The sequence below is a fragment of the Neobacillus thermocopriae genome (assembly GCF_010975035.1).
Taxonomy (GTDB): domain Bacteria; phylum Bacillota; class Bacilli; order Bacillales; family Cytobacillaceae; genus Neobacillus; species Neobacillus thermocopriae.
This window is the reverse complement of record NZ_JAAIUV010000005.1, coordinates 37,109-56,387: the sequence shown is the minus strand read 5'-3', so window position 1 is coordinate 56,387 and position 19,279 is coordinate 37,109. Positions and strand designations below refer to the sequence as shown.

At 42.9% G+C, this 19,279-nt stretch carries 19 protein-coding genes; all 19 read left to right on the top strand.

Annotated features, from left to right (window positions below; all coding sequences use genetic code 11):
• The first annotated feature begins 13 nt into the window (after positions 1 to 13).
• The 19 genes from atpA to murA all read left to right on the top strand — a co-directional run bounded on the left by atpA (position 14) and on the right by murA (position 18,974).
• Positions 14 to 1,522: a F0F1 ATP synthase subunit alpha gene (gene atpA, locus G4Z05_RS04935; RefSeq protein ID WP_163250737.1), complete on the top strand. Its 1,509-nt coding sequence runs from the start codon at positions 14 to 16 to the stop codon at positions 1,520 to 1,522.
• A gap of 122 nt (positions 1,523 to 1,644) precedes the next feature.
• Positions 1,645 to 2,505 (top strand): ATP synthase F1 subunit gamma, encoded by an 861-nt coding sequence (atpG, locus tag G4Z05_RS04930; protein ID WP_163250736.1) that lies wholly within the window; start codon positions 1,645 to 1,647, stop codon positions 2,503 to 2,505.
• A 99-nt stretch (positions 2,506 to 2,604) separates the two neighbouring features.
• On the top strand, positions 2,605 to 4,026 hold the full coding sequence (gene atpD / locus G4Z05_RS04925) for a F0F1 ATP synthase subunit beta (RefSeq protein ID WP_038537770.1): 1,422 nt from the start codon (positions 2,605 to 2,607) through the stop codon (positions 4,024 to 4,026).
• A 21-nt stretch (positions 4,027 to 4,047) separates the two neighbouring features.
• The gene (locus G4Z05_RS04920) at positions 4,048 to 4,452 is read left to right on the top strand and encodes a F0F1 ATP synthase subunit epsilon (RefSeq protein WP_038537768.1); all 405 of its coding nucleotides are present in this window, start codon (positions 4,048 to 4,050) and stop codon (positions 4,450 to 4,452) included.
• 528 nt (positions 4,453 to 4,980) lie between these two features.
• Positions 4,981 to 5,355 (top strand): NADH-quinone oxidoreductase subunit A, encoded by a 375-nt coding sequence (locus G4Z05_RS04915; protein ID WP_163250735.1) that lies wholly within the window; start codon positions 4,981 to 4,983, stop codon positions 5,353 to 5,355.
• Complete coding sequence (locus tag G4Z05_RS04910) at positions 5,346 to 5,858, top strand: NuoB/complex I 20 kDa subunit family protein (RefSeq protein WP_038537763.1); 513 nt, start codon at positions 5,346 to 5,348, stop codon at positions 5,856 to 5,858. The genes G4Z05_RS04915 and G4Z05_RS04910 overlap by 10 nt, the downstream gene beginning before the upstream one ends.
• A gap of 3 nt (positions 5,859 to 5,861) precedes the next feature.
• Positions 5,862 to 7,145 carry an NADH-quinone oxidoreductase subunit C gene (locus tag G4Z05_RS04905; RefSeq protein ID WP_163250734.1) on the top strand — a complete coding sequence of 428 codons (1,284 nt, stop codon included), beginning with the start codon at positions 5,862 to 5,864 and terminating at the stop codon, positions 7,143 to 7,145.
• Between the two features lie 3 nt (positions 7,146 to 7,148).
• On the top strand, positions 7,149 to 8,249 hold the full coding sequence (locus tag G4Z05_RS04900) for an NADH-quinone oxidoreductase subunit D (protein WP_163250733.1): 1,101 nt from the start codon (positions 7,149 to 7,151) through the stop codon (positions 8,247 to 8,249).
• Positions 8,249 to 9,253, top strand: coding sequence for an NADH-quinone oxidoreductase subunit NuoH (gene nuoH / locus G4Z05_RS04895; RefSeq protein WP_038537754.1), 1,005 nt, complete (start codon positions 8,249 to 8,251; stop codon positions 9,251 to 9,253). Before G4Z05_RS04900 ends, nuoH begins: the two co-directional genes overlap by 1 nt.
• Positions 9,254 to 9,373: 120 nt before the next feature.
• Entirely contained in the window at positions 9,374 to 9,793 is a 420-nt protein-coding gene (gene nuoI, locus G4Z05_RS04890; protein ID WP_038537750.1) for an NADH-quinone oxidoreductase subunit NuoI, read from the top strand.
• Positions 9,790 to 10,311, top strand: a complete 522-nt coding sequence (locus tag G4Z05_RS04885) for an NADH-quinone oxidoreductase subunit J (protein ID WP_038537748.1) — start codon at positions 9,790 to 9,792, stop codon at positions 10,309 to 10,311. Before nuoI ends, G4Z05_RS04885 begins: the two co-directional genes overlap by 4 nt.
• Positions 10,308 to 10,622: an NADH-quinone oxidoreductase subunit NuoK gene (gene nuoK / locus G4Z05_RS04880; protein ID WP_038537745.1), complete on the top strand. Its 315-nt coding sequence runs from the start codon at positions 10,308 to 10,310 to the stop codon at positions 10,620 to 10,622. Before G4Z05_RS04885 ends, nuoK begins: the two co-directional genes overlap by 4 nt.
• Before the next feature lie 47 nt (positions 10,623 to 10,669).
• Positions 10,670 to 10,795, top strand: coding sequence for a hypothetical protein (locus G4Z05_RS16605; protein ID WP_276207627.1), 126 nt, complete (start codon positions 10,670 to 10,672; stop codon positions 10,793 to 10,795).
• Positions 10,796 to 10,799: 4 nt separating this feature from the next.
• Positions 10,800 to 12,668 (top strand): NADH-quinone oxidoreductase subunit L, encoded by a 1,869-nt coding sequence (gene nuoL / locus G4Z05_RS04875; protein WP_163250812.1) that lies wholly within the window; start codon positions 10,800 to 10,802, stop codon positions 12,666 to 12,668.
• Entirely contained in the window at positions 12,665 to 14,170 is a 1,506-nt protein-coding gene (locus tag G4Z05_RS04870; protein ID WP_163250732.1) for an NADH-quinone oxidoreductase subunit M, read from the top strand. Before nuoL ends, G4Z05_RS04870 begins: the two co-directional genes overlap by 4 nt.
• Before the next feature lie 6 nt (positions 14,171 to 14,176).
• A complete protein-coding gene (gene nuoN / locus G4Z05_RS04865; RefSeq protein WP_163250731.1) occupies positions 14,177 to 15,688 on the top strand; it encodes an NADH-quinone oxidoreductase subunit NuoN in 1,512 nt (503 codons plus the stop codon).
• A gap of 556 nt (positions 15,689 to 16,244) precedes the next feature.
• Positions 16,245 to 16,484, top strand: coding sequence for a DUF1146 family protein (locus tag G4Z05_RS04860; RefSeq protein ID WP_163250730.1), 240 nt, complete (start codon positions 16,245 to 16,247; stop codon positions 16,482 to 16,484).
• Between the two features lie 247 nt (positions 16,485 to 16,731).
• Complete coding sequence (locus tag G4Z05_RS04855; RefSeq protein ID WP_163250729.1) at positions 16,732 to 17,631, top strand: YwmB family TATA-box binding protein; 900 nt, start codon at positions 16,732 to 16,734, stop codon at positions 17,629 to 17,631.
• A 32-nt stretch (positions 17,632 to 17,663) separates the two neighbouring features.
• On the top strand, positions 17,664 to 18,974 hold the full coding sequence (murA, locus tag G4Z05_RS04850; protein WP_163250728.1) for a UDP-N-acetylglucosamine 1-carboxyvinyltransferase: 1,311 nt from the start codon (positions 17,664 to 17,666) through the stop codon (positions 18,972 to 18,974).
• Positions 18,975 to 19,279: the final 305 nt, after the last annotated feature.

The window sequence follows — 19,279 nt, the reverse complement described above, 5'->3', positions numbered from 1 at the left end:
AGGGGTGAAACTCATGAGCATCAAAGCTGAAGAAATTAGTGCCCTGATAAAAAAGCAGATCGAAAACTATCAGGCAGAAATTCAAGTATCTGATGTTGGTACTGTTATCTCTGTTGGTGACGGTATCGCACGTGTTCATGGCCTTGACAATGTCATGGCAGGAGAACTTGTTGAATTCTCAAACGGCGTTATGGGTATGGCACAAAACCTAGAAGAAAATAACGTCGGTATTATCATCCTTGGACCTTTTACGGACATTCGTGAAGGTGACGAGGTTCGCCGTACAGGACGCATCATGGAGGTTCCGGTTGGTGAGGAACTAATTGGACGTGTAGTAAACCCATTAGGACAGCCAATCGATGGCATGGGTCCAATCAATACAACAAAAACTCGCCCAGTAGAGCAAATTGCTCCAGGCGTAATGGCTCGTAAGTCCGTTCATGAGCCGCTTCAAACAGGTATTAAAGCAATTGACGCACTTGTGCCTATTGGCCGTGGTCAGCGTGAGTTAATCATCGGTGACCGTCAAACAGGTAAAACATCTGTTGCGATCGATACCATTTTGAACCAAAAAGGCCAAGACATGATCTGTATCTATGTTGCCATCGGTCAAAAGGAGTCTACTGTTCGTAATGCGGTTGAAACCCTTCGCAAGCATGGCGCATTAGAATACTCCATCGTTGTATCTGCATCTGCATCACAACCTGCACCGCTATTATTCTTAGCACCATATTCAGGTGTTGCGATGGCAGAAGAATTCATGTACCAAGGTAAACATGTCTTAATTGTATATGATGATCTATCTAAGCAAGCGGCAGCATACCGTGAGCTTTCCCTATTACTTCGCCGTCCTCCAGGTCGTGAAGCTTACCCAGGGGATGTATTCTACTTACACAGCCGCTTACTTGAGCGTGCAGCGAAGTTAAATGATTCACTTGGTGGTGGTTCTATCACAGCACTACCATTTATTGAAACACAAGCAGGGGACGTTTCTGCTTATATCCCAACAAACGTAATCTCTATCACGGATGGACAGATCTTCTTACAATCTGACCTATTCTTCTCCGGTGTTCGTCCGGCAATCAACGCAGGTCTTTCCGTATCTCGTGTAGGTGGTTCTGCACAGATCAAGGCGATGAAAAAGGTTTCAGGTACATTGCGTCTTGACCTTGCTTCCTACCGTGAGTTAGAAGCATTTGCTCAGTTCGGTTCTGACCTTGATAAGGCTACTCAAGCAAAACTTGCTCGCGGTGCACGTACAGTTGAAGTTCTTAAACAAGATCTTCACAAACCGCTTCCTGTTGAAAAACAAGTAGCAATCCTTTATGCATTAACACGCGGTTTCCTAGATGACATTCCATTACAGGATATTCGCCGTTTTGAATCTGAATTCCTAAATTGGTTAGACCACAACCGCAAAGATCTGTTAGACCATATCACCAAAACGAAGGACCTTCCGTCCGACAAAGACATGGCTGAAGCAATTAACGCTTTCAAAAAGACGTTTGCTGCTTCTGAATAATTGATGGTCTGACAATTGGAACGGTATCGGTGTCAGCACCTCCATCGGGGATCGAAATATTCCTGATGGGGGTGCACAGCCGCCGAAACCAGACATTCTTTGAATGAGGGTGGTGAGAACCTATGGCTTCATTACGTGATATAAAAACTCGTATCAATTCGACGAAAAAGACGAGTCAAATTACAAAGGCGATGGAGATGACTTCGGCTGCTAAGTGGAACCGCGGTGTCATGAAAGCGAAAACGTTTGTTCCTTATATGGAGAAGATCCAGGAGGTAACAGCGTCTATCGCAGGTGGAGCAGGTGGAGCTGTTCATCCGATGCTCATTTCACGTCCAGTCAAGAAGACCGGATATGTCGTCATCACATCTGACCGAGGATTGGCCGGTGCTTACAATAGTAACGTCATCCGCCGTGTCTATCAAACAATCCAAAGCCGACACAAATCGAATGATGAGTTTGCAATTATCGCCATCGGACGTGTGGGTCGTGACTTCTTTGTCAAGAAAGGCTATAACGTGATCAAGGATATCATCGGGATTTCTGACCAGCCGAGCTTTGCTGATATTAAAGAACTTGCTAGCTCAACCGTTGGGATGTTCACAGACGGCACATTCGATGAAATTTATATTTACTACAGTCACTATATTAGTGCGATTTCCCAGGAAGTAACCGAGAAAAAGCTTCTCCCATTAACGGATTTACGCACATCGGAGCAAAAGCTTACTTCCTATGAATTTGAGCCAAGTGCGGAAGAAATTCTTGATGTTCTCCTGCCGCAATACGCAGAGAGCTTAATTTACGGTGCGCTTCTTGACAGTAAAGCTAGTGAGCACGCCGCTCGCATGACAGCAATGAAAAACGCAACCGATAACGCAAACGAACTTATTCGCAACTATACACTTAGTTACAACCGTGCGCGCCAAGCAGCGATTACACAGGAAATCACTGAGATTGTTGGCGGTGCCGCAGCGTTAGAATAGTTTTATCGTGCCTGACACCTTTTTATATTTATTGGTTGAAGGTGCCTGACACTTATGTCCGGTTTTTTTGTTTTATAAAGTAAGTTAGGAGGGAAAATGATGAGCAAAGGACGCGTTCTTCAGATCATGGGTCCGGTTGTTGACGTTAAGTTTGAAAATGGTCATCTGCCAGAGATCTATAATGCATTAAAAGTTGTCCGCAAAGCGCAAAATGCGTCAGAAGTTGATATCAACTTAACCCTTGAAGTAGCCCTTCATTTAGGTGATGATACAGTTCGTACAATCGCGATGTCCTCAACTGATGGATTAACTCGCGGTTTAGAAGTTATTGATACAGGTAAGCCGATTTCAGTTCCAGTTGGGGAACCGACTCTAGGCCGTGTATTTAACGTATTAGGTGAACCAATTGACTTAAAAGAGGATGTACCTGAAACGGCACGCCGAGATTCCATTCACCGTGAAGCACCAAAATTTGAAGATCTTTCTACTGAGGTAGAAATCTTAGAGACAGGTATTAAAGTAGTTGACCTTCTTGCTCCATACATTAAAGGTGGTAAGATCGGTCTGTTCGGTGGTGCTGGTGTAGGTAAAACCGTATTAATTCAGGAGTTAATTAACAATATCGCTCAAGAGCACGGTGGTATTTCCGTATTTGCCGGTGTAGGGGAGCGTACTCGTGAAGGGAACGACCTTTACCATGAAATGAGTGATTCAGGTGTTATCAATAAAACAGCGATGGTATTCGGTCAGATGAACGAACCACCAGGAGCACGTATGCGTGTTGCTTTAACTGGTTTGACAATGGCTGAATATTTCCGTGATGAAGAAGGTCAAGACGTATTGCTCTTCATCGATAACATCTTCCGTTTCACACAAGCAGGTTCAGAGGTTTCCGCATTACTTGGTCGTATGCCATCTGCGGTAGGTTATCAGCCAACACTTGCTACAGAAATGGGTAAGTTACAAGAACGTATTACCTCTACGAAAAAAGGTTCTGTTACATCTATTCAAGCGATTTACGTACCAGCTGACGACTACACTGACCCGGCACCTGCTACGACATTCGCACACTTAGATGCAACAACAAACCTTGAGCGTAAGCTTTCTGAGATGGGTATCTATCCTGCGGTGGACCCTCTTGCATCAACTTCTCGTGCATTAACACCTGAGATCGTTGGTGAAGAGCATTACAATGTTGCACGTAGAGTACAGCAAACATTACAACGTTACCGTGAATTACAGGATATCATCGCGATCCTCGGTATGGACGAGCTTTCTGAAGAAGATAAGTTAGTCGTTGCCCGTGCGCGTCGTATCCAGTTCTTCTTATCTCAAAACTTCCACGTTGCTGAACAATTCACAGGTCAGCCAGGTTCATACGTACCTATTAAAGAAACTGTTCGTGGATTTAAGGAAATCCTTGAAGGGAAATATGACCATATTCCTGAAGATGCGTTCCGTCTTGTTGGTCGCATTGAAGAAGTCGTTGAGAAAGCAAAACGCATGGGCGTAGAGGTATAATCTGAGCCAGGAGGGTAAAAAATGAAGACGATCAAAGTCAATGTTGTTACTCCCGATGGCCCGGTGTATGAATCAGATGTGGAAATGGTAAGCACGAAAGCCAAAAGCGGTGAGCTAGGGATTTTACCTGGTCACATTCCTTTGGTTGCCCCGTTAGAAATTGGTTCTGTACGTTTAAAAAAGGGCGGAAATACTGAAATTATAGCTGTGAGCGGTGGATTTTTAGAGGTCCGTCCGGATACAGTAACCGTTTTAGCGCAGGCTGCTGAAAAAGCATCTGATATTGATGTGGAACGTGCTAAAAGAGCAAAAGAACGAGCTGAGAAGCGCCTTCGAGCCCAGCAGCAAGAGAATATTGACTTCAAACGTGCTGAGCTTGCACTGCGCCGAGCTATCAATCGCCTCGCCGTATCGGAAAAGAAATAAATTTTTATAAGTAATGCAATCCCCTTTCTGGGTAGTCTTTATTTGGCTATCTGGAAGGGGTTTTTTCATTTTTATTAAAAACTTAAGATATAAAAATAAAGAGAACGTGGGATGAATATGATGGTAAGGAAATGACCATTCAAAAGTGAAGGTGAATGAAAAATTTTTTTCAAAAAATTCTTTGAATGATTTATGACAAATCTCACTGACATTTGTCTAGTTTTATTATTTAATATTGCTTGCTATGAATTCGTTGGCATGGATGATGAGAAAGGGGATGGGGATTTCGTTCAATCTGTGTCTATAAAAATAAAAATTATTGAAATACTAGTCCCATGCCTCTAAAGTTCGAAAAATTCACTACTTTATATTTGAGGTTAGTGGTAAGGGGGAAAATTGGAAACTTTAGGAGTATAGAATTCCAATAAATAGTTATTGCTTTGTCGACACAAGATTGTAACAATGCTATAATGTATTCGGTTACAGTTTCATTAGTATGAAAATTTTTAACATTGGAGGGGGATAGACATGGAACTTTTGAATATATATCAGAATAATTATCTGATTGTTTTTGTGTTCCTATGTCTTGGGGTATTGCTGCCAGTGGTAGCGTTATATTTAGGGAAGCTACTGCGTCCTCATAAGCCAAGTGAGGCGAAGCTAACCACATATGAGAGCGGTGTTGAGCCATTTCACGATTCACGTGTACAGTTCAATGTCCGCTATTATATTTTTGCCCTTATGTTTGTCATTTTTGATGTAGAAACCGTGTTTTTATATCCATGGGCGGTTGCCTATGACAAGCTTGGTGTGTTTGCACTGATCGAAATGTTAATTTTCGTAGTCATGCTACTCATTGGCTTAGTGTATGCTTGGAAGAAGAAGGTGCTACGATGGATTTAAAATTAGAAGGAATTTCCCCTCAAGAAATGGAAGAGTTAAAGCAGAATGTATTTTTGACTACGTTAGAGCAAGTGAAGGCCTGGGCGCGAAGTAGTTCACTGTACCCCGTAACATTTGGTCTGGCCTGTTGTGCAATAGAAATGATGGGTGTAGGGGCCGCCCACTATGATTTAGACCGTTTTGGCTCGTTTTTCCGTCCTTCGCCAAGACAATCGGACTGTATGATTGTTTCAGGTACAGTGACGAAAAAAATGGCACCGATTTTACGTCGTCTATACGATCAGATGCCGGAGCCGAAGTGGGTCATTGCCATGGGTTCCTGTGCAACGGCAGGAGGTCCTTATATAAAGTCCTATTCCGTTGTTAAGGGTGTTGACCAGATCGTACCTGTTGATGTATACATTCCTGGCTGTCCTCCAAACCCAGCAGCTTTAATTTATGGAATTAATAAATTAAAGGAAAAAATTCGATATGAAGCGAAGACTGGGAAGAAGGTGACATAATAAATGAGCGAGGAGAAAGATCTCGAACAGTTAAAGCGAGAGGCTGCAGAAAAGGCGAAAGCAGCAATGGCAAAGCGCAAGGCGAAGGAAATGGCCGCAAAGCAGGAGGAAGCGCCGAAATCAGAAGAGCCAACTCAAGCGCAAACGCCTGATGCTGATGATTTGGCTAAAAAGAAAGCGGCAGCCGCAGCGAAAGCAAAGGCGGCAGCGTTAGCGAAGAAGAAACGCGAAGGAATGGTTGATGAGGCGGCAGTAGAGTCGGAATCACCAGTAGCAAAAGAGGCGACAGAAGCTGATGACCTTGCGAAGAAAAAAGCCGCGGCCGCAGCAAAGGCAAAAGCAGCAGCGTTAGCGAAGAAGAAACGCGAAGGAATGGTTGATGAGGCGGCAGTAGAGTCGGAATCACCAGCAGCAAAAGAGACGACAGAAGCTGATGACCTCGCAAAGAAAAAAGCCGCAGCCGTAGCGAAAGCAAAAGCGGCGGCAGCGGCAAAACGGAAGGCGATGGAACTTGCTGCAGGCGGAGGAAAAACGGAAGGAGCAGTAGCAGATGATGGAGATGATGCGAAAGCAAAAGCAATAGCCGCAGCCAAGGCAAAGGCGGCCGCAGCAGCGAAAGCGAAAGCGGCGGCAGCAGCAAAAGCAAAGGCAGCTCGTGAGGCTGGTGGAGCAACTTCGGATGATGAAAAGGCAAAAGCCATTGCAGCGGCGAAAGCGAAAGCAGCAGCTGCAGCCAAGGCAAAAGCAGCCTTAGTGGCAAAAGGAGGAAAGGCAGCTGGAGCTGAACCAGAAGCGGAAGCAACGCCTTCACCAAATCAGAAATATTTAGATAAGTACTTAAAAGTCATTGAAGAAAACATGGGTACGGAAGTTTTGGAAGATTCCTATATTAATAAATTATCCAAAGATGTTCCGACCCTTGTGGTAAAGAGAGAATACTATTTTAAACTGGCACAATTTTTAAAATATAATGAGCTTTTAGGGTTTGATTACCTGTCAGAGCTTCATGGAACGGACTTTGAAACCCATATGGAAGTGTATGTTCACTTGTATTCATACCGAAACCGACAATCGGTCGCTTTTAAAACGAAGATTGACCGTGATGACCCGACAATCGAATCCTTGCAGCCAATTTGGGCGGGGGCTGACTGGCCTGAATGTGAAGCATATGATTTACTTGGCATAAAGTTTATCGGACATCCGAATTTACATCGAATTTTTCTTGGAGAAGATTGGGTTGGCCATCCACTGAGAAAAGATTATGAGCCGTATGATGTGGAGGTGTAGCCAATGATCAGAACAGAAGAAATGATACTAAACGTCGGTCCCCAGCATCCAAGTACCCACGGCGTATTCCGGCTCGTGGTAAAACTGGATGGAGAAATTATTACCGAAGCAACGCCAGTCATCGGCTACTTGCACCGCGGGACAGAGAAAATAGCTGAGAACTTGCAATACACACAAATCATTCCTTATACCGACCGAATGGACTACCTATCAGCAATGACCAACAATTATGTCATCTGCCATGCAGTGGAAACAATGATGGGGATTCAGGTGCCGGAACGGGCAGAATACTTGCGTGTCATTGCTATGGAACTTGGGCGGATTGCAAGCCACCTTGTTTGGTGGGGTACATACCTGCTGGACCTTGGGGCGACGAGTCCATTCATTTATGCGTTCCGTGAACGTGAGATGATTATCAATATGTTAAATGAGCTTTCAGGCGCTCGTTTGACCTTTAACTATATGCGTGTCGGTGGCGTGAAGTGGGATGCACCAGATGGTTGGATTGAAAAAGTTAAAGATTTCGTCCCTTATATGCGTGAACAGTTAAAAGGGTACCACAACCTTGTAACAGGAAACGAAATCTTTTTAAATCGCGTAAAAGGGATAGGAAAGTATACAAAAGAAGAGGCCATTCAATATTCATTAAGTGGAGTCAACTTACGCTGTACGGGCGTAAAATGGGATCTTCGCAAAGATGAGCCATATTCAATCTATGATCGTTTTGAATTTAATGTACCGACAAGAGAAACAGGAGATGCATGGGCTCGTTACCAATGCCGTCTTGAGGAAATTGAGGAGTCTTTAAAAATTTTGGAGCAGGCGTGTGAGCAATTTCCGGCAGAAGGTGACATCATGGCGAAGGTGCCAAAAATTATTAAACCTCCAAAAGGGGAAGCCTTCGTTCGCATTGAGTCGCCACGCGGGGAAATCGGCTGCTACATTTACAGCGACGGGAAAAAAGAACCGTATCGCTTAAAGTTTAGAAGACCTTCCTTCTATAACTTGCAAATCTTACCGAAGCTGTTAGTCGGTGAAAATATCGCTAACATGATCGCGATTTTAGGAGCAATTGACATTGTTCTAGGAGAGGTGGATGGCTAATGATTCAAGATATGCTGCAGTCGAGTCCCGGTTTGGGCAACTTTGTCATCTTCTTCATCTTAGGACTTGTCTTACTCTTAATCGTGTTAGGGTTTGTTACCTTTTCCATTTTGGCGGAACGGAAGGTGATGGGGTACATCCAACTCCGTCATGGACCAAACCAAGTCGGTGGCCGTTGGGGTTTGCTTCAAACCGTTGCTGACGTTCTAAAGCTTTTATTAAAAGAAGATATTATTCCAAAATTGGCTGACCGTCCACTATTTATTCTGGCACCAATAATTGCCTTTGCACCATCGTTTATGGTTTTGGCAACCATTCCATTTACGGAGAATTTCCAATTTGCTGATTTAAATGTCGGATTGCTCTATTATGTTGCCATTTCCGGCATGACTGTATTCGGTGTTTTGCTAGGTGGATGGGCTTCAAACAATAAATATTCCCTATTGGGGGGCGCTCGTGCAACCGCGCAGATGATTTCTTATGAAATCCCGCTAGTCATGTCAGTTCTTGGGGTTATTCTTCTGTCAGGAAGTTTAAATTTAAATGAGATTGTAGAGGCACAGAAAAATGGCTGGTTTATTTTACTACAGCCAATTGGTTTTATTGTATTCTTTATCGCATCTGTTGCTGAATTGAGCAGGACGCCGTTTGACCTTCCAGAATCAGAGTCTGAACTGGTTGCTGGATACCATACGGAATATACCGGTTTCCGTTGGGCATTCTTCATGCTAGCTGAATATGTATATCTTTTTGCCATGTCAGCATTAATTACCGTACTATTTCTTGGTGGATGGATGGCACCATTCGGATTCTTGGACTTCATCCCAGGATCAGTTTGGTTCTCAATTAAATTCTTCTTCGTACTATTTGTCTACTTATGGCTACGAAGCACATTCCCGCGGATGCGTGCCGACAAACTCATGGAATTTGCTTGGAAAGTACTCCTTCCAATTGCGTTAGGAAATATTTTCTTAACGGCATTGATTAAGTCCTTGTTCTTTTAAAAAGTGTCAGGCACCATTATGGACATTGTCCGTAAGAAGTGGACGTGGTAAACGTATTTTGATTTACTAGGGCATCCGCTATGTGTTTGAATGGAAACCTAATTTAAAGGGGTGAAAAACGTGCTTGGATTAGCTAAAGGTTTGAAGTATACCCTAAAACAGTTATCGCGTGAGAAGGTAACATATGATTATCCGAATGAGCCGTTACCACTGCCGGATCGGTTCCGTGGGATTCAAAAGTTTTATCCGGAAAAATGTATCGTTTGTAATCAATGCATGAACATTTGTCCGACTGAATGTATCAATTTGACAGGTAAAAAACATCCAGACCCGACGAAAAAAGGGAAAATCATTGACACCTATGATATTAACTTTGAGATTTGTATCCTTTGTGACCTATGTACGGAGGTTTGTCCGACAGAGGCCATCGTCATGACCAACAACTTTGAGCTTGCTGAATACAGCCGGGACATGTTATTTAAAAACCTTGAATATTTGGATGAAAATGATGAAAACGTACGGCAGGTGAATAAACCGTGACAATTTCAGGCGAATTTTTCGCATTTATGGGCCTGGCGCTTGTGGCAATTATTGGCGGTGTTCTCTTGCTCAACCTGAATAAAGTCGTACACATGGTCGTGGCACTCATCTTTACGTTTGTCAGCATTGCAGGCATATATATTCTTTTATCAGCGGAATTTGTTGCGGCTGTACAGATATTAATTTATTCAGGAGCGATCACCATCATCATGTTGTTCGGAATCATGCTGACGAAACCATATGATGATGAGAGTGAATCAAAGGGAGGCAAGTGGAAAAAAATTCTGCTGTTTTTAGGGGTTATTGGATTTGCCTTTGCGGTATACGTAGGCATTTATAATTTTCCAATTGAACAGGTACCATCCGCTTTACATGAAAACAATACGATGGAAATAGGGAAAGCCATTTATACGAAATTTATTATTCCGTTTGAATTAGTATCAGTATTACTTTTAGCCGCGTTAGTCGGCGCCATTATCTTGGCCAAACGAGAAGATAAGGAGGCAGATAAGGAATGAGCTCAGTTCCAGCTTCAGCCTTCTTGGCACTAGCACTCATCTTATTCTGTATCGGATTATTCGGTGCATTGACAAAGAAAAATACAGTGATTGTTTTGATCTCCATTGAATTGATGCTGAACGCAGTGAATATCAACCTTGTCACCTTCAGCAAATACGGCATGGCACCATCCATTACCGGGCAAGTCTTTGCCCTATTCGCAATGGCCGTTGCCGCCGCCGAAGCAGCAGTTGGTCTCGCCATCCTCATGGCCCTGTACCGCAACCGCAAGACCGTCAACATTGACGATATGGACACTATGAAAAACTAAAGTGTTAATAATGTTCAAGTTCATGGCTATTTAGGGCGGACATGAAGATGGTGAGGATTTGGCAAGGATTGTTTGCCGTAGAATCACTAATTTGGGTGGTGTCAGGCACCGCCTTAAATCAAATTTCGGGTGGTCAGGCAGACGTTGCCTGCACTGCTCGCAACAAAGGATGATAATTTGATGGAAAATGCATGGCTTATACCGCTTTTCCCGCTATTATCGTTTTTGATTCTTCTTCTTATCGGTAAGCGATTAAGGGAGGCGAGTGCGTATGTGGGTATTCTTCTTACACTTGCGTCACTGGTTTTCTCGATTTTAGTATTAGTTGAACGCTTTTCAGAGCCGACTTATTTAGAACAATTTACTTGGCTCACGATAGGAGATTTTCATCTAACAGCGGGCTTTGAAGTGAATCAATTAAATGCATTGATGCTATTTATTGTATCGCTTGTCAGCTTCTTGGTACATACATACTCCAAGGGCTATATGCATGGTGACGAGCGGTTCCCGGTATTCTATGCTTATTTAGGACTGTTTACGTTTGCAATGCTTGGCCTTGTTCTTTCGCCTAACCTATTGCAAACCTACATTTTCTGGGAGCTTGTCGGTGTCGGTTCCTTTCTATTAATTGGTTTCTATTATTACAAAGAAGAAGCGAAGGCAGCCGCTAAAAAGGCCTTCATTATGACTCGGATCGGGGATGTGGGCCTTTTGATCGGGATGATTCTTCTATTCTGGCAAACCAAAAGTTTTGAATACAGCGAAATTTTTGCCAGCATTGAAGCAGGCGCTGTATCACAAACCATGATTACATTAACGGCAATCTTAATCTTTATCGGGGCAATCGGTAAATCCGGTCAATTTCCGCTTCATACATGGCTTCCGGATGCGATGGAAGGTCCAACACCTGTATCGGCCCTTATCCACGCCGCCACAATGGTTGCAGCCGGTGTCTACTTGGTTGCTGCACTCTTCCCGTTGTTCTCTGCGAGCGAAACAGCCCTTTTAACTGTTGCGACAATTGGTGCCTTTACGGCCATTTTTGCAGCTAGTATTGGTCTTGTCCAAACGGACATTAAACGAGTTCTAGCCTATTCTACCGTAAGCCAGCTTGGTTACATGATGCTTGCACTTGGTTCGGCTGGTTATGTCGCTGGGGTGTTCCATTTGATGACGCACGCATTCTTCAAAGCGCTCTTGTTCTTGGCCGCTGGTTCTGTTATCCATGCGGTACATACCCAGAACATCGAGGAAATGGGTGGACTTTGGAAAAAATTGAGGCTGACAGGACCATTATTCTTAATCGGAACATTGGCGATTGCCGGGGTACCGGGACTATCCGGTTTTTTCAGTAAAGATGAAATTTTAGTTGCTGCATGGGAAGGGGGCCATCCGGTTCTATTCCTACTTGCGCTCATTGCGGCATTCTTTACCGCGTTTTATATGTTCCGCTTGTTCTTCCTGGTATTTACTGGTGAAGCTCGCGGTTTACAAGAAAATGTCCATGAATCACCAACAGTCATGACATTACCAATGGTTGTTCTTGGCATCCTTGCCATTGTTGCCGGTTATGTCAACACACCATGGTTCGGTACATTCCTTGGTGACTGGCTTGTAGACGGCAATGAAGTGCTTGGTCATGGCCATATGGAAGGCCCATCTTGGATTATGATTGCGGCCACTGTTATCTCTTTATTGGGAATCTATTTGGCATGGTTAATCTATGGTAAACGCACGATTGCTCGCGACTGGCTTAGTGGTCAAGGTGGCATGTTGCATACTGTTCTTTACAACAAATATTACATTGATGAATTTTATCAATTGACGGTTATCAGTGTAACACGTGGCATCAGCTACTTCCTGCGATTCATTGATACGTTCCTTGTTGAGGGCGTCGCCAAAGGAATGGTCGGATTCGTTCACGGGCTAGGAAAAACAGGATCGAAATTACAGAACGGCCAGACACAAATGTACGGTACTGTTGCCTTTCTTGGACTTGCGCTGCTCGCTTTCATCTTTGCATTAACAGGGGGGTACTTAAAATGAATTTGAATTGGGTTCTTTCAACATTAGTATTTTCCCCTTTGCTAGGCATTATCCTGTTGGCTTTTTTACCGAAGACGCAGGAAAAATTAATTAAACTTGTCGGCTTATTGGCTACTTTACCGGCATTGGTTTTATCCTTAGCAGCCTATTTTCATTATTTAGCTGGTAAAAAATTATCTGATTTCTCGGTATCAGCTGAGTGGATTCAATTCCGTGGGATGAATGCGAACGAGCCTATTTTCTCGGTGTATTACGAGCTAGGCTTAAGTGGATTTCAGCTGTTGCTCGTCGTTCTGACAGCGATTGTTGCAACACTATCCGCTATTGCTGCCCGATATGTGAAAAAAGAATGGAAAGGCTTCTTTATGCTGTTCCTTCTATTAGAAGTGGGTATGCTTGGCGTATTCACAGCGGAAAACTTAATTTTATTCTTCCTATTTTTTGAGATTACCTTAATCCCAACGTTTTTCCTCATTGGAAAATGGGGTTATTTTGAAAAAGAAAAAGCAGCTTACAGCTTTTTAATTTATAACGGTCTAGGCTCAGCGGTTCTGTTAATTGTCATCATGATTCTTTTTGCGAAAACGGGTACGACTAATGTGGAGCTATTAAGCCAAATGATCGCAGATCCAACAGCACCGCTTTCTGCAGACTTAAAACTAGGACTATTCATTGCATTACTCATTGCTTTTGGCGTAAAACTACCAATTTTCCCACTGCACAGTTGGATGTTGCGCGTACACGTACAAGCGCCGCCGGCAGTGGTTATGATCCACTCTGGAATTCTATTAAAAATTGGAGCATACGGATTAATTCGTTTTGGGATGGGAATTTTTCCAGAGCAGTTTGAAATGCTTGCTGTTTTACTGGCAATTCTTGGCGTCATCAACCTTCTTTACGGGGCGTTCTTGGCGTTTATTCAGTCAGACTTTAAGATGGTATTGGCTTATTCCTCAATATCACACATGGGAATTGTACTAATTGGACTAGCTGCGATGAATGAAGCAGGTATTCAAGGTGCCATTTTCCAAGTGATTTCACACGGCTTAATCTCAGCGCTATTATTCTTCCTTGTTGGGGTTTTATATGAGCGCACCGAGACTTCCATTATTGATCATTTGGGGGGACTTGCCAAAGGGATGCCGATTGCCGCTGGTTTCTTGTTAGCGGGGGCAATGGCATCGTTAGGATTACCAGGCATGTCTGGATTTGTCAGCGAATTTATGGCGTTCTTAGGTCTGTTTAAGGTTCAGCCATGGATTGCCGCTGTCGGAACAATCGGTATTATCATGACAGCCGTCTACTTACTCCGTGCCGTTCTTGGTATGACGTTTGCTCAAGCTCATCGGAAGTTTGACGCGATCGTCGACCTTAAAGGTGTGGAATATGTTCCAGTAATTGTTCTCATGTTGTTAATCGTGTTAATAGGTGTTTACCCAAGTGTCCTTAGCTCACCGCTTCAAGCCACACTTGAGACTATCATGCTTGGGTTAGGAGGGTGATGAAGGATGAGTCTTGATACATTACTATCATACAACTGGGGCATCATGACACCGGAGTTCATCATCCTAGTTGTGATCGCTCTTTTAACCATCTTTGATTTATTTATGCCAAAAACAATGGATCGAAAAATTCTAGGTTGGATCGGTTTGGCAGCGATTTTTGCTGCAATGGTTACCACTGCTAGTTTGGCCGGCGGATCGGTTGAATCGATACTCGATGATACGTTCCGTTTGGATAGCTTTGCTATTGCCTTTAAATTGCTCTTGTTGGCAGGCGCAGGATTAGTGATGTTTCTTGCGGTCAGCCACGAGGCGAAGGAAGGATTAGAAAATTACAAAGGTGAGTTTTACTATTTGTTCTTAACGGCCTTGCTTGGCACGATGATCATGACTTCCAGTGGTGATCTTATTACTCTTTATATCGGCTTAGAATTGCTATCTATTTCTTCTTATATATTAGCTGGTATTCGTAAAAACAACCTGAAGTCCAACGAATCTGCAATGAAATACGTCATTAATGGTAGTATTTCCTCTGCTATTGCGTTGTTCGGGATGAGCTATGTTTATGGGTTAACAGGTACAACAAACTTGTTAGATATCGCTGCACAGCTATCTGTATTAATGGACAGCCAGCACGTCTATTTACTAGGAATTTCGTTTTTGATGATTTTAGTAGGTTTAGCGTTTAAACTAGCGGCGGCACCATTCCATATGTGGGCACCGGACGTATATCAAGGTGCACCAACACCGGTTACAGCATTCTTAAGCGTAGTTTCCAAAACGGCCGGCTTTGTCATAGTCATTCGAATTTTGTTAACCGTCTTTGGGGCTGCAGCGACAGAGGGCCCTGGTTCAGTTCCACTCTTATTGGATATGCAGGACTATATTGCGGTAATTGCGGGGGCAACGATGATTATTGGAAATGTGGTGGCCTTGAAGCAGACAAATATTAAACGCTTGTTTGCCTATTCCAGTATTGCACACGCAGGATACTTGCTTGTAGCTGTAACTACATTATCATCTAATATGTTCTATTCAATCTGGTTTTACCTGCTTGCTTACTTACTCATGAACCTCGGTGTGTTTGCGGTGATACAGGTAGTGGCAGGAAAAACAGGATCAGAAAAAATCACAGATTTTGCGGGGTTATATAGACGATCACCATGGCTTGCTGTAGCAATGGGGATCTTGTTGATTTCCTTAGCGGGATTCCCAGGCACAGCGGGCTTTATTGGTAAGTTGAACATCTTTATGGGGGCATTTGCTACGGAAGGACATTATGTGCTTGCTTCCATTATGATAGCGACTACGGTCATATCCTACTTCTACTATTTTGGCGTGATGACTCAAATATTCTTCCGTCCGGCAGCTGATACAAGCAAATTCCATATACCATTCGGAATTTTAGTTGTTTTAATTATTACCGTGGTCGGCTCGATATGGTTTGGAATTTTTCCAAATACGGCCCTTGACTTTATGCATAACAACTTAAACATTATTGATGACTTTTTTAGTTAGGTGTCAGGCACTACTCATGGGCAATTTGGGGGATTTGTCCTTGTAATGTGGACAGTGCGGCGATTTGGAACATGGGGGGGTTCTCGATATCGCCGCAGTGCTAACACTACGGTTCAATATAGGGATATTTAATATGAAGAAAGAAGGGGTTTCATCCCTTCTTTTTGTTTTATGTGCTTGATATAGGGCTATTTTTTAGGTGGAAGAAATGGAATTTATTAGAAGAGAAAAGGGGGAGGTTTCATACAGCGGAATGGAACACTCATGTCAATGAAGAGAATTGCGTCTATGATTTTTTAGTGAAAAAATAAAGCTAGAATTTCATTAACATAAAGAATGCTATTGTGTAAGAGGGAACTAGGTGGTACTAGACAAGTGGTTTCAACGCTTAGAATGCTTCACCATCGAAGTGACAAGGATGAGAAAATCTCTTTAAGAATGCTATTTTTCATTGTGAAAAATTGGAAAAAAATCTTTGGATAACTAGTATGAATAAGTTACCTTTTTCACTTGTCTGTGATACAATAAGAATGGTTTGCAAAAGGAGGGCAAGTGGATGAATGAATTCGGCCAAATTGCGTTAGTAAGCATATTGATGCATCTTGTGACAATCGCCATTTCTTGGTGGGCGTTGCAAGCCTTGAGACTCGACAAACTGCTGAAACCAAACCATGTGTTTCAAGCACGTTTGTTGTATGTATTATTAGCCATTGTCATTGGATCTTTGGTTGGTAATTTTTTTCTTGATTATCTGCAATGGTCGAAACAATTACCATTCCTTTTACAAAACACCTAACTGGAAAAAATTTAGTACTTGGTACATATTCCAAACTTAGCGGATATTGAGTACAATCTACCTTATGTGAACCAATTTTCTTTACTTGTCAGACGTATTACTGCATAGCTGTCAATGTGAAATCTATCACGTAAACCGAAAAAAGAACATCTCTTTTTGGTGCTTGAAAATGTCTAAAAGTGACGACATTTCCCAAGTATGCTCTCCTTCTCCTTGGAAACAATGGTAGTAAGGGGGAGAAGAGACGATGAAAAGAGATTGGACAACATATTTTTATTTTATTGCAGTTATTTGTTTTTTTCTGGTTGTGATAGGGAATAGAGCTACTGAGGCACATACCGGCCTAGATTTATCAACAAAACTTAGCGGCTTGTTTGCTGCAATGCCTGAAAATACAGATAGTATTGAAAATGGTGACTCGGCAAGGAATGGAGCCTTTCATTCCAATACACTTCATGAACAAGACATCCGCGGGGAGTTTATCCAAAAAAAATCGGACTTGGCCAAAATTGGTGCCATCATGCAAGCCGAAAATATTTTACCCGAGGAATGGTCTTTCTATGCACGTGAAGTTGTGACAGGCCTGAAAAATGAAAAGGACGTTAAGAATTTAGCAGATGAGCTTAAGCGAAAGTTTCCTGATTGGAATTGGACGTTCACATCCACCAATCAGAAATGGGAAGTGACAGCAGTATCTCCAGCATCTAATCACCACACGGAAAAGCTTCAATTCTTGGCGACCCACACAAAACAACCAATCAATGCGTATATCATATATAGTGTGACAGGAAAGGACTGGAATGAGTCTTCAGCGGCCTTTTTAGAGGATGATACTTGGAAAAATAGGCTAGAAGACATATTTCAAGGAAATCCTACAGTTTTTTCTTGTATGAAAGGCATTGCAGGTGATAAGATTGATACGGTTTTATCATCAAAACTGGATCAGTTATTATCTCGTTTTGATGCTAAAGAGATCGAAGCGTTAAAAGAGGAGAATTTCATGTCTGTTTCGGCAACGTCGCCATGGTTCTCAGACATCATAGATACAAAAAATAACATAAATTTGCAAATTGGCATACGCTCCGAACGATTGGGTGGTCAGACTACAGTGGTTGTAGGAACCCCTATCATTACGATTGAATATTAATATAGAGAAAATGGACGCGGAGGGGAATACTCTTGGAAAAGATTATCGTCCGCGGCGGAAAAAGGCTTTATGGAACGGTTAAAGTGGAAGGTGCAAAGAACGCCGTCCTGCCTGTTATCGCTGCAACATTATTAGCAAGTGATGGAAAAAGTGTGATACGTGATGTGCCTACGCTTTCCGATGTATACACAATAAATGAAGTTTTACGCCATTTGAACGCTGATGTTCAGTTTGACAATAATACAGTGATTGTGGATGCATCTCGAGTGCTGAAAGAGGAGGCACCATTTGAATATGTTCGAAAAATGAGAGCTTCTGTACTTGTGATGGGATCATTATTGGCACGCAATGGCCGTGCCCGTGTAGCCCTACCTGGTGGTTGTGCGATTGGATCCCGCCCAATTGACCAGCATCTAAAAGGCTTTGAGGCTATGGGTGCAAAGGTGAAGGTTGGAAATGGCTTCATTGAGGCGGAAGTCGAAGGTCGCCTTCAAGGAACAAAAATTTATTTAGATTTCCCAAGTGTAGGGGCTACAGAAAATATTATGATGGCGGCGACTCTAGCTGAGGGTACGACGATCATCGAGAATGTGGCAAAAGAACCGGAAATTGTAGATTTAGCAAATTTCTTGAATAAAATGGGCGCGCGGGTAAAAGGTGCTGGCACTGGAACTCTTCGGATTGAAGGTGTCGACAAGTTGACTGGCGCGGAACATACAATTATTCCTGACCGAATCGAAGCGGGAACGTTTATGGCGGCTGCAGCGATTACGGGCGGAAATGTACTTGTGAGAGGAGCTGTTCCGGAGCACCTATCTTCATTGATTGCAAAAATGGAGGAAATGGGTGTAACGATTATCGAAGAAGAGGATGGTATTCGGGTTATCGGGCCTGAACGTTTAAAGGCAGTAGATATTAAAACAATGCCACATCCTGGTTTCCCAACGGATATGCAATCACAAATGATGGCGTTATTGCTTTGTGCAGAGGGAACTTCGATGATTACGGAAACGGTATTTGAGAATCGCTTCATGCATGTAGAAGAATTCCGTCGCATGAATGCTGATATTAAAATTGAAGGCCGTTCGGTAATATTGAATGGACCTTCTAATTTACAGGGAGCTGAAGTGGCTGCAACAGACCTTCGTGCAGCGGCTGCCTTAATTTTGACCGGGCTAGTTGCTGAAGGTGTTACACGCGTGACAGAATTAAAGCATCTGGACCGTGGCTACGTGAACTTCCACGAAAAGCTAGCAGCTCTAGGTGCCGACATTGAACGCGTGAACGATGTGGAAGAATCATTTGTCGAACTACCAAAATACGTGACAGATATGAATGCTTAAATGAATGTCGTTATGATGGGTGATGACTCCTTCATGAAGAAGGAGGTCCTGACCTATAACGGAGATCCATATAATACATCATATTTGAAAAATCCGAAGCAACGGGGCCTGGTATACGGGTCCTGTTTTTATTTGCTTAGAAATTTCAAAAATAGATTTGTGCAAGCGTCCTATTAGCAAGATATCTTCGAGTAACAAAAGCTTGGTGGTCAATTTTTTGGGACGTCCCGTAAATGCATGGCTGCCCATTCCACATAGATAAAATGAGTGATTTCTCTATGAGTTGTGCCTGACACCATTTTATA

Coding starts and splice junctions, on each gene's coding strand:
- nuoK (WP_038537745.1), top strand. CDS start 10,308: ATGAGCTCAGTTCCAGCTTCAGCCTTCTTGGCACTAGCACTCATCTTA.
- G4Z05_RS04920 (WP_038537768.1), top strand. CDS start 4,048: ATGAAGACGATCAAAGTCAATGTTGTTACTCCCGATGGCCCGGTGTAT.
- nuoH (WP_038537754.1), top strand. CDS start 8,249: ATGATTCAAGATATGCTGCAGTCGAGTCCCGGTTTGGGCAACTTTGTC.
- nuoN (WP_163250731.1), top strand. CDS start 14,177: ATGAGTCTTGATACATTACTATCATACAACTGGGGCATCATGACACCG.
- G4Z05_RS04905 (WP_163250734.1), top strand. CDS start 5,862: ATGAGCGAGGAGAAAGATCTCGAACAGTTAAAGCGAGAGGCTGCAGAA.
- G4Z05_RS04915 (WP_163250735.1), top strand. CDS start 4,981: ATGGAACTTTTGAATATATATCAGAATAATTATCTGATTGTTTTTGTG.
- G4Z05_RS16605 (WP_276207627.1), top strand. CDS start 10,670: ATGGTGAGGATTTGGCAAGGATTGTTTGCCGTAGAATCACTAATTTGG.
- G4Z05_RS04860 (WP_163250730.1), top strand. CDS start 16,245: ATGAATGAATTCGGCCAAATTGCGTTAGTAAGCATATTGATGCATCTT.
- G4Z05_RS04870 (WP_163250732.1), top strand. CDS start 12,665: ATGAATTTGAATTGGGTTCTTTCAACATTAGTATTTTCCCCTTTGCTA.
- atpG (WP_163250736.1), top strand. CDS start 1,645: ATGGCTTCATTACGTGATATAAAAACTCGTATCAATTCGACGAAAAAG.
- G4Z05_RS04910 (WP_038537763.1), top strand. CDS start 5,346: ATGGATTTAAAATTAGAAGGAATTTCCCCTCAAGAAATGGAAGAGTTA.
- G4Z05_RS04855 (WP_163250729.1), top strand. CDS start 16,732: ATGAAAAGAGATTGGACAACATATTTTTATTTTATTGCAGTTATTTGT.
- atpD (WP_038537770.1), top strand. CDS start 2,605: ATGAGCAAAGGACGCGTTCTTCAGATCATGGGTCCGGTTGTTGACGTT.
- atpA (WP_163250737.1), top strand. CDS start 14: ATGAGCATCAAAGCTGAAGAAATTAGTGCCCTGATAAAAAAGCAGATC.
- G4Z05_RS04900 (WP_163250733.1), top strand. CDS start 7,149: ATGATCAGAACAGAAGAAATGATACTAAACGTCGGTCCCCAGCATCCA.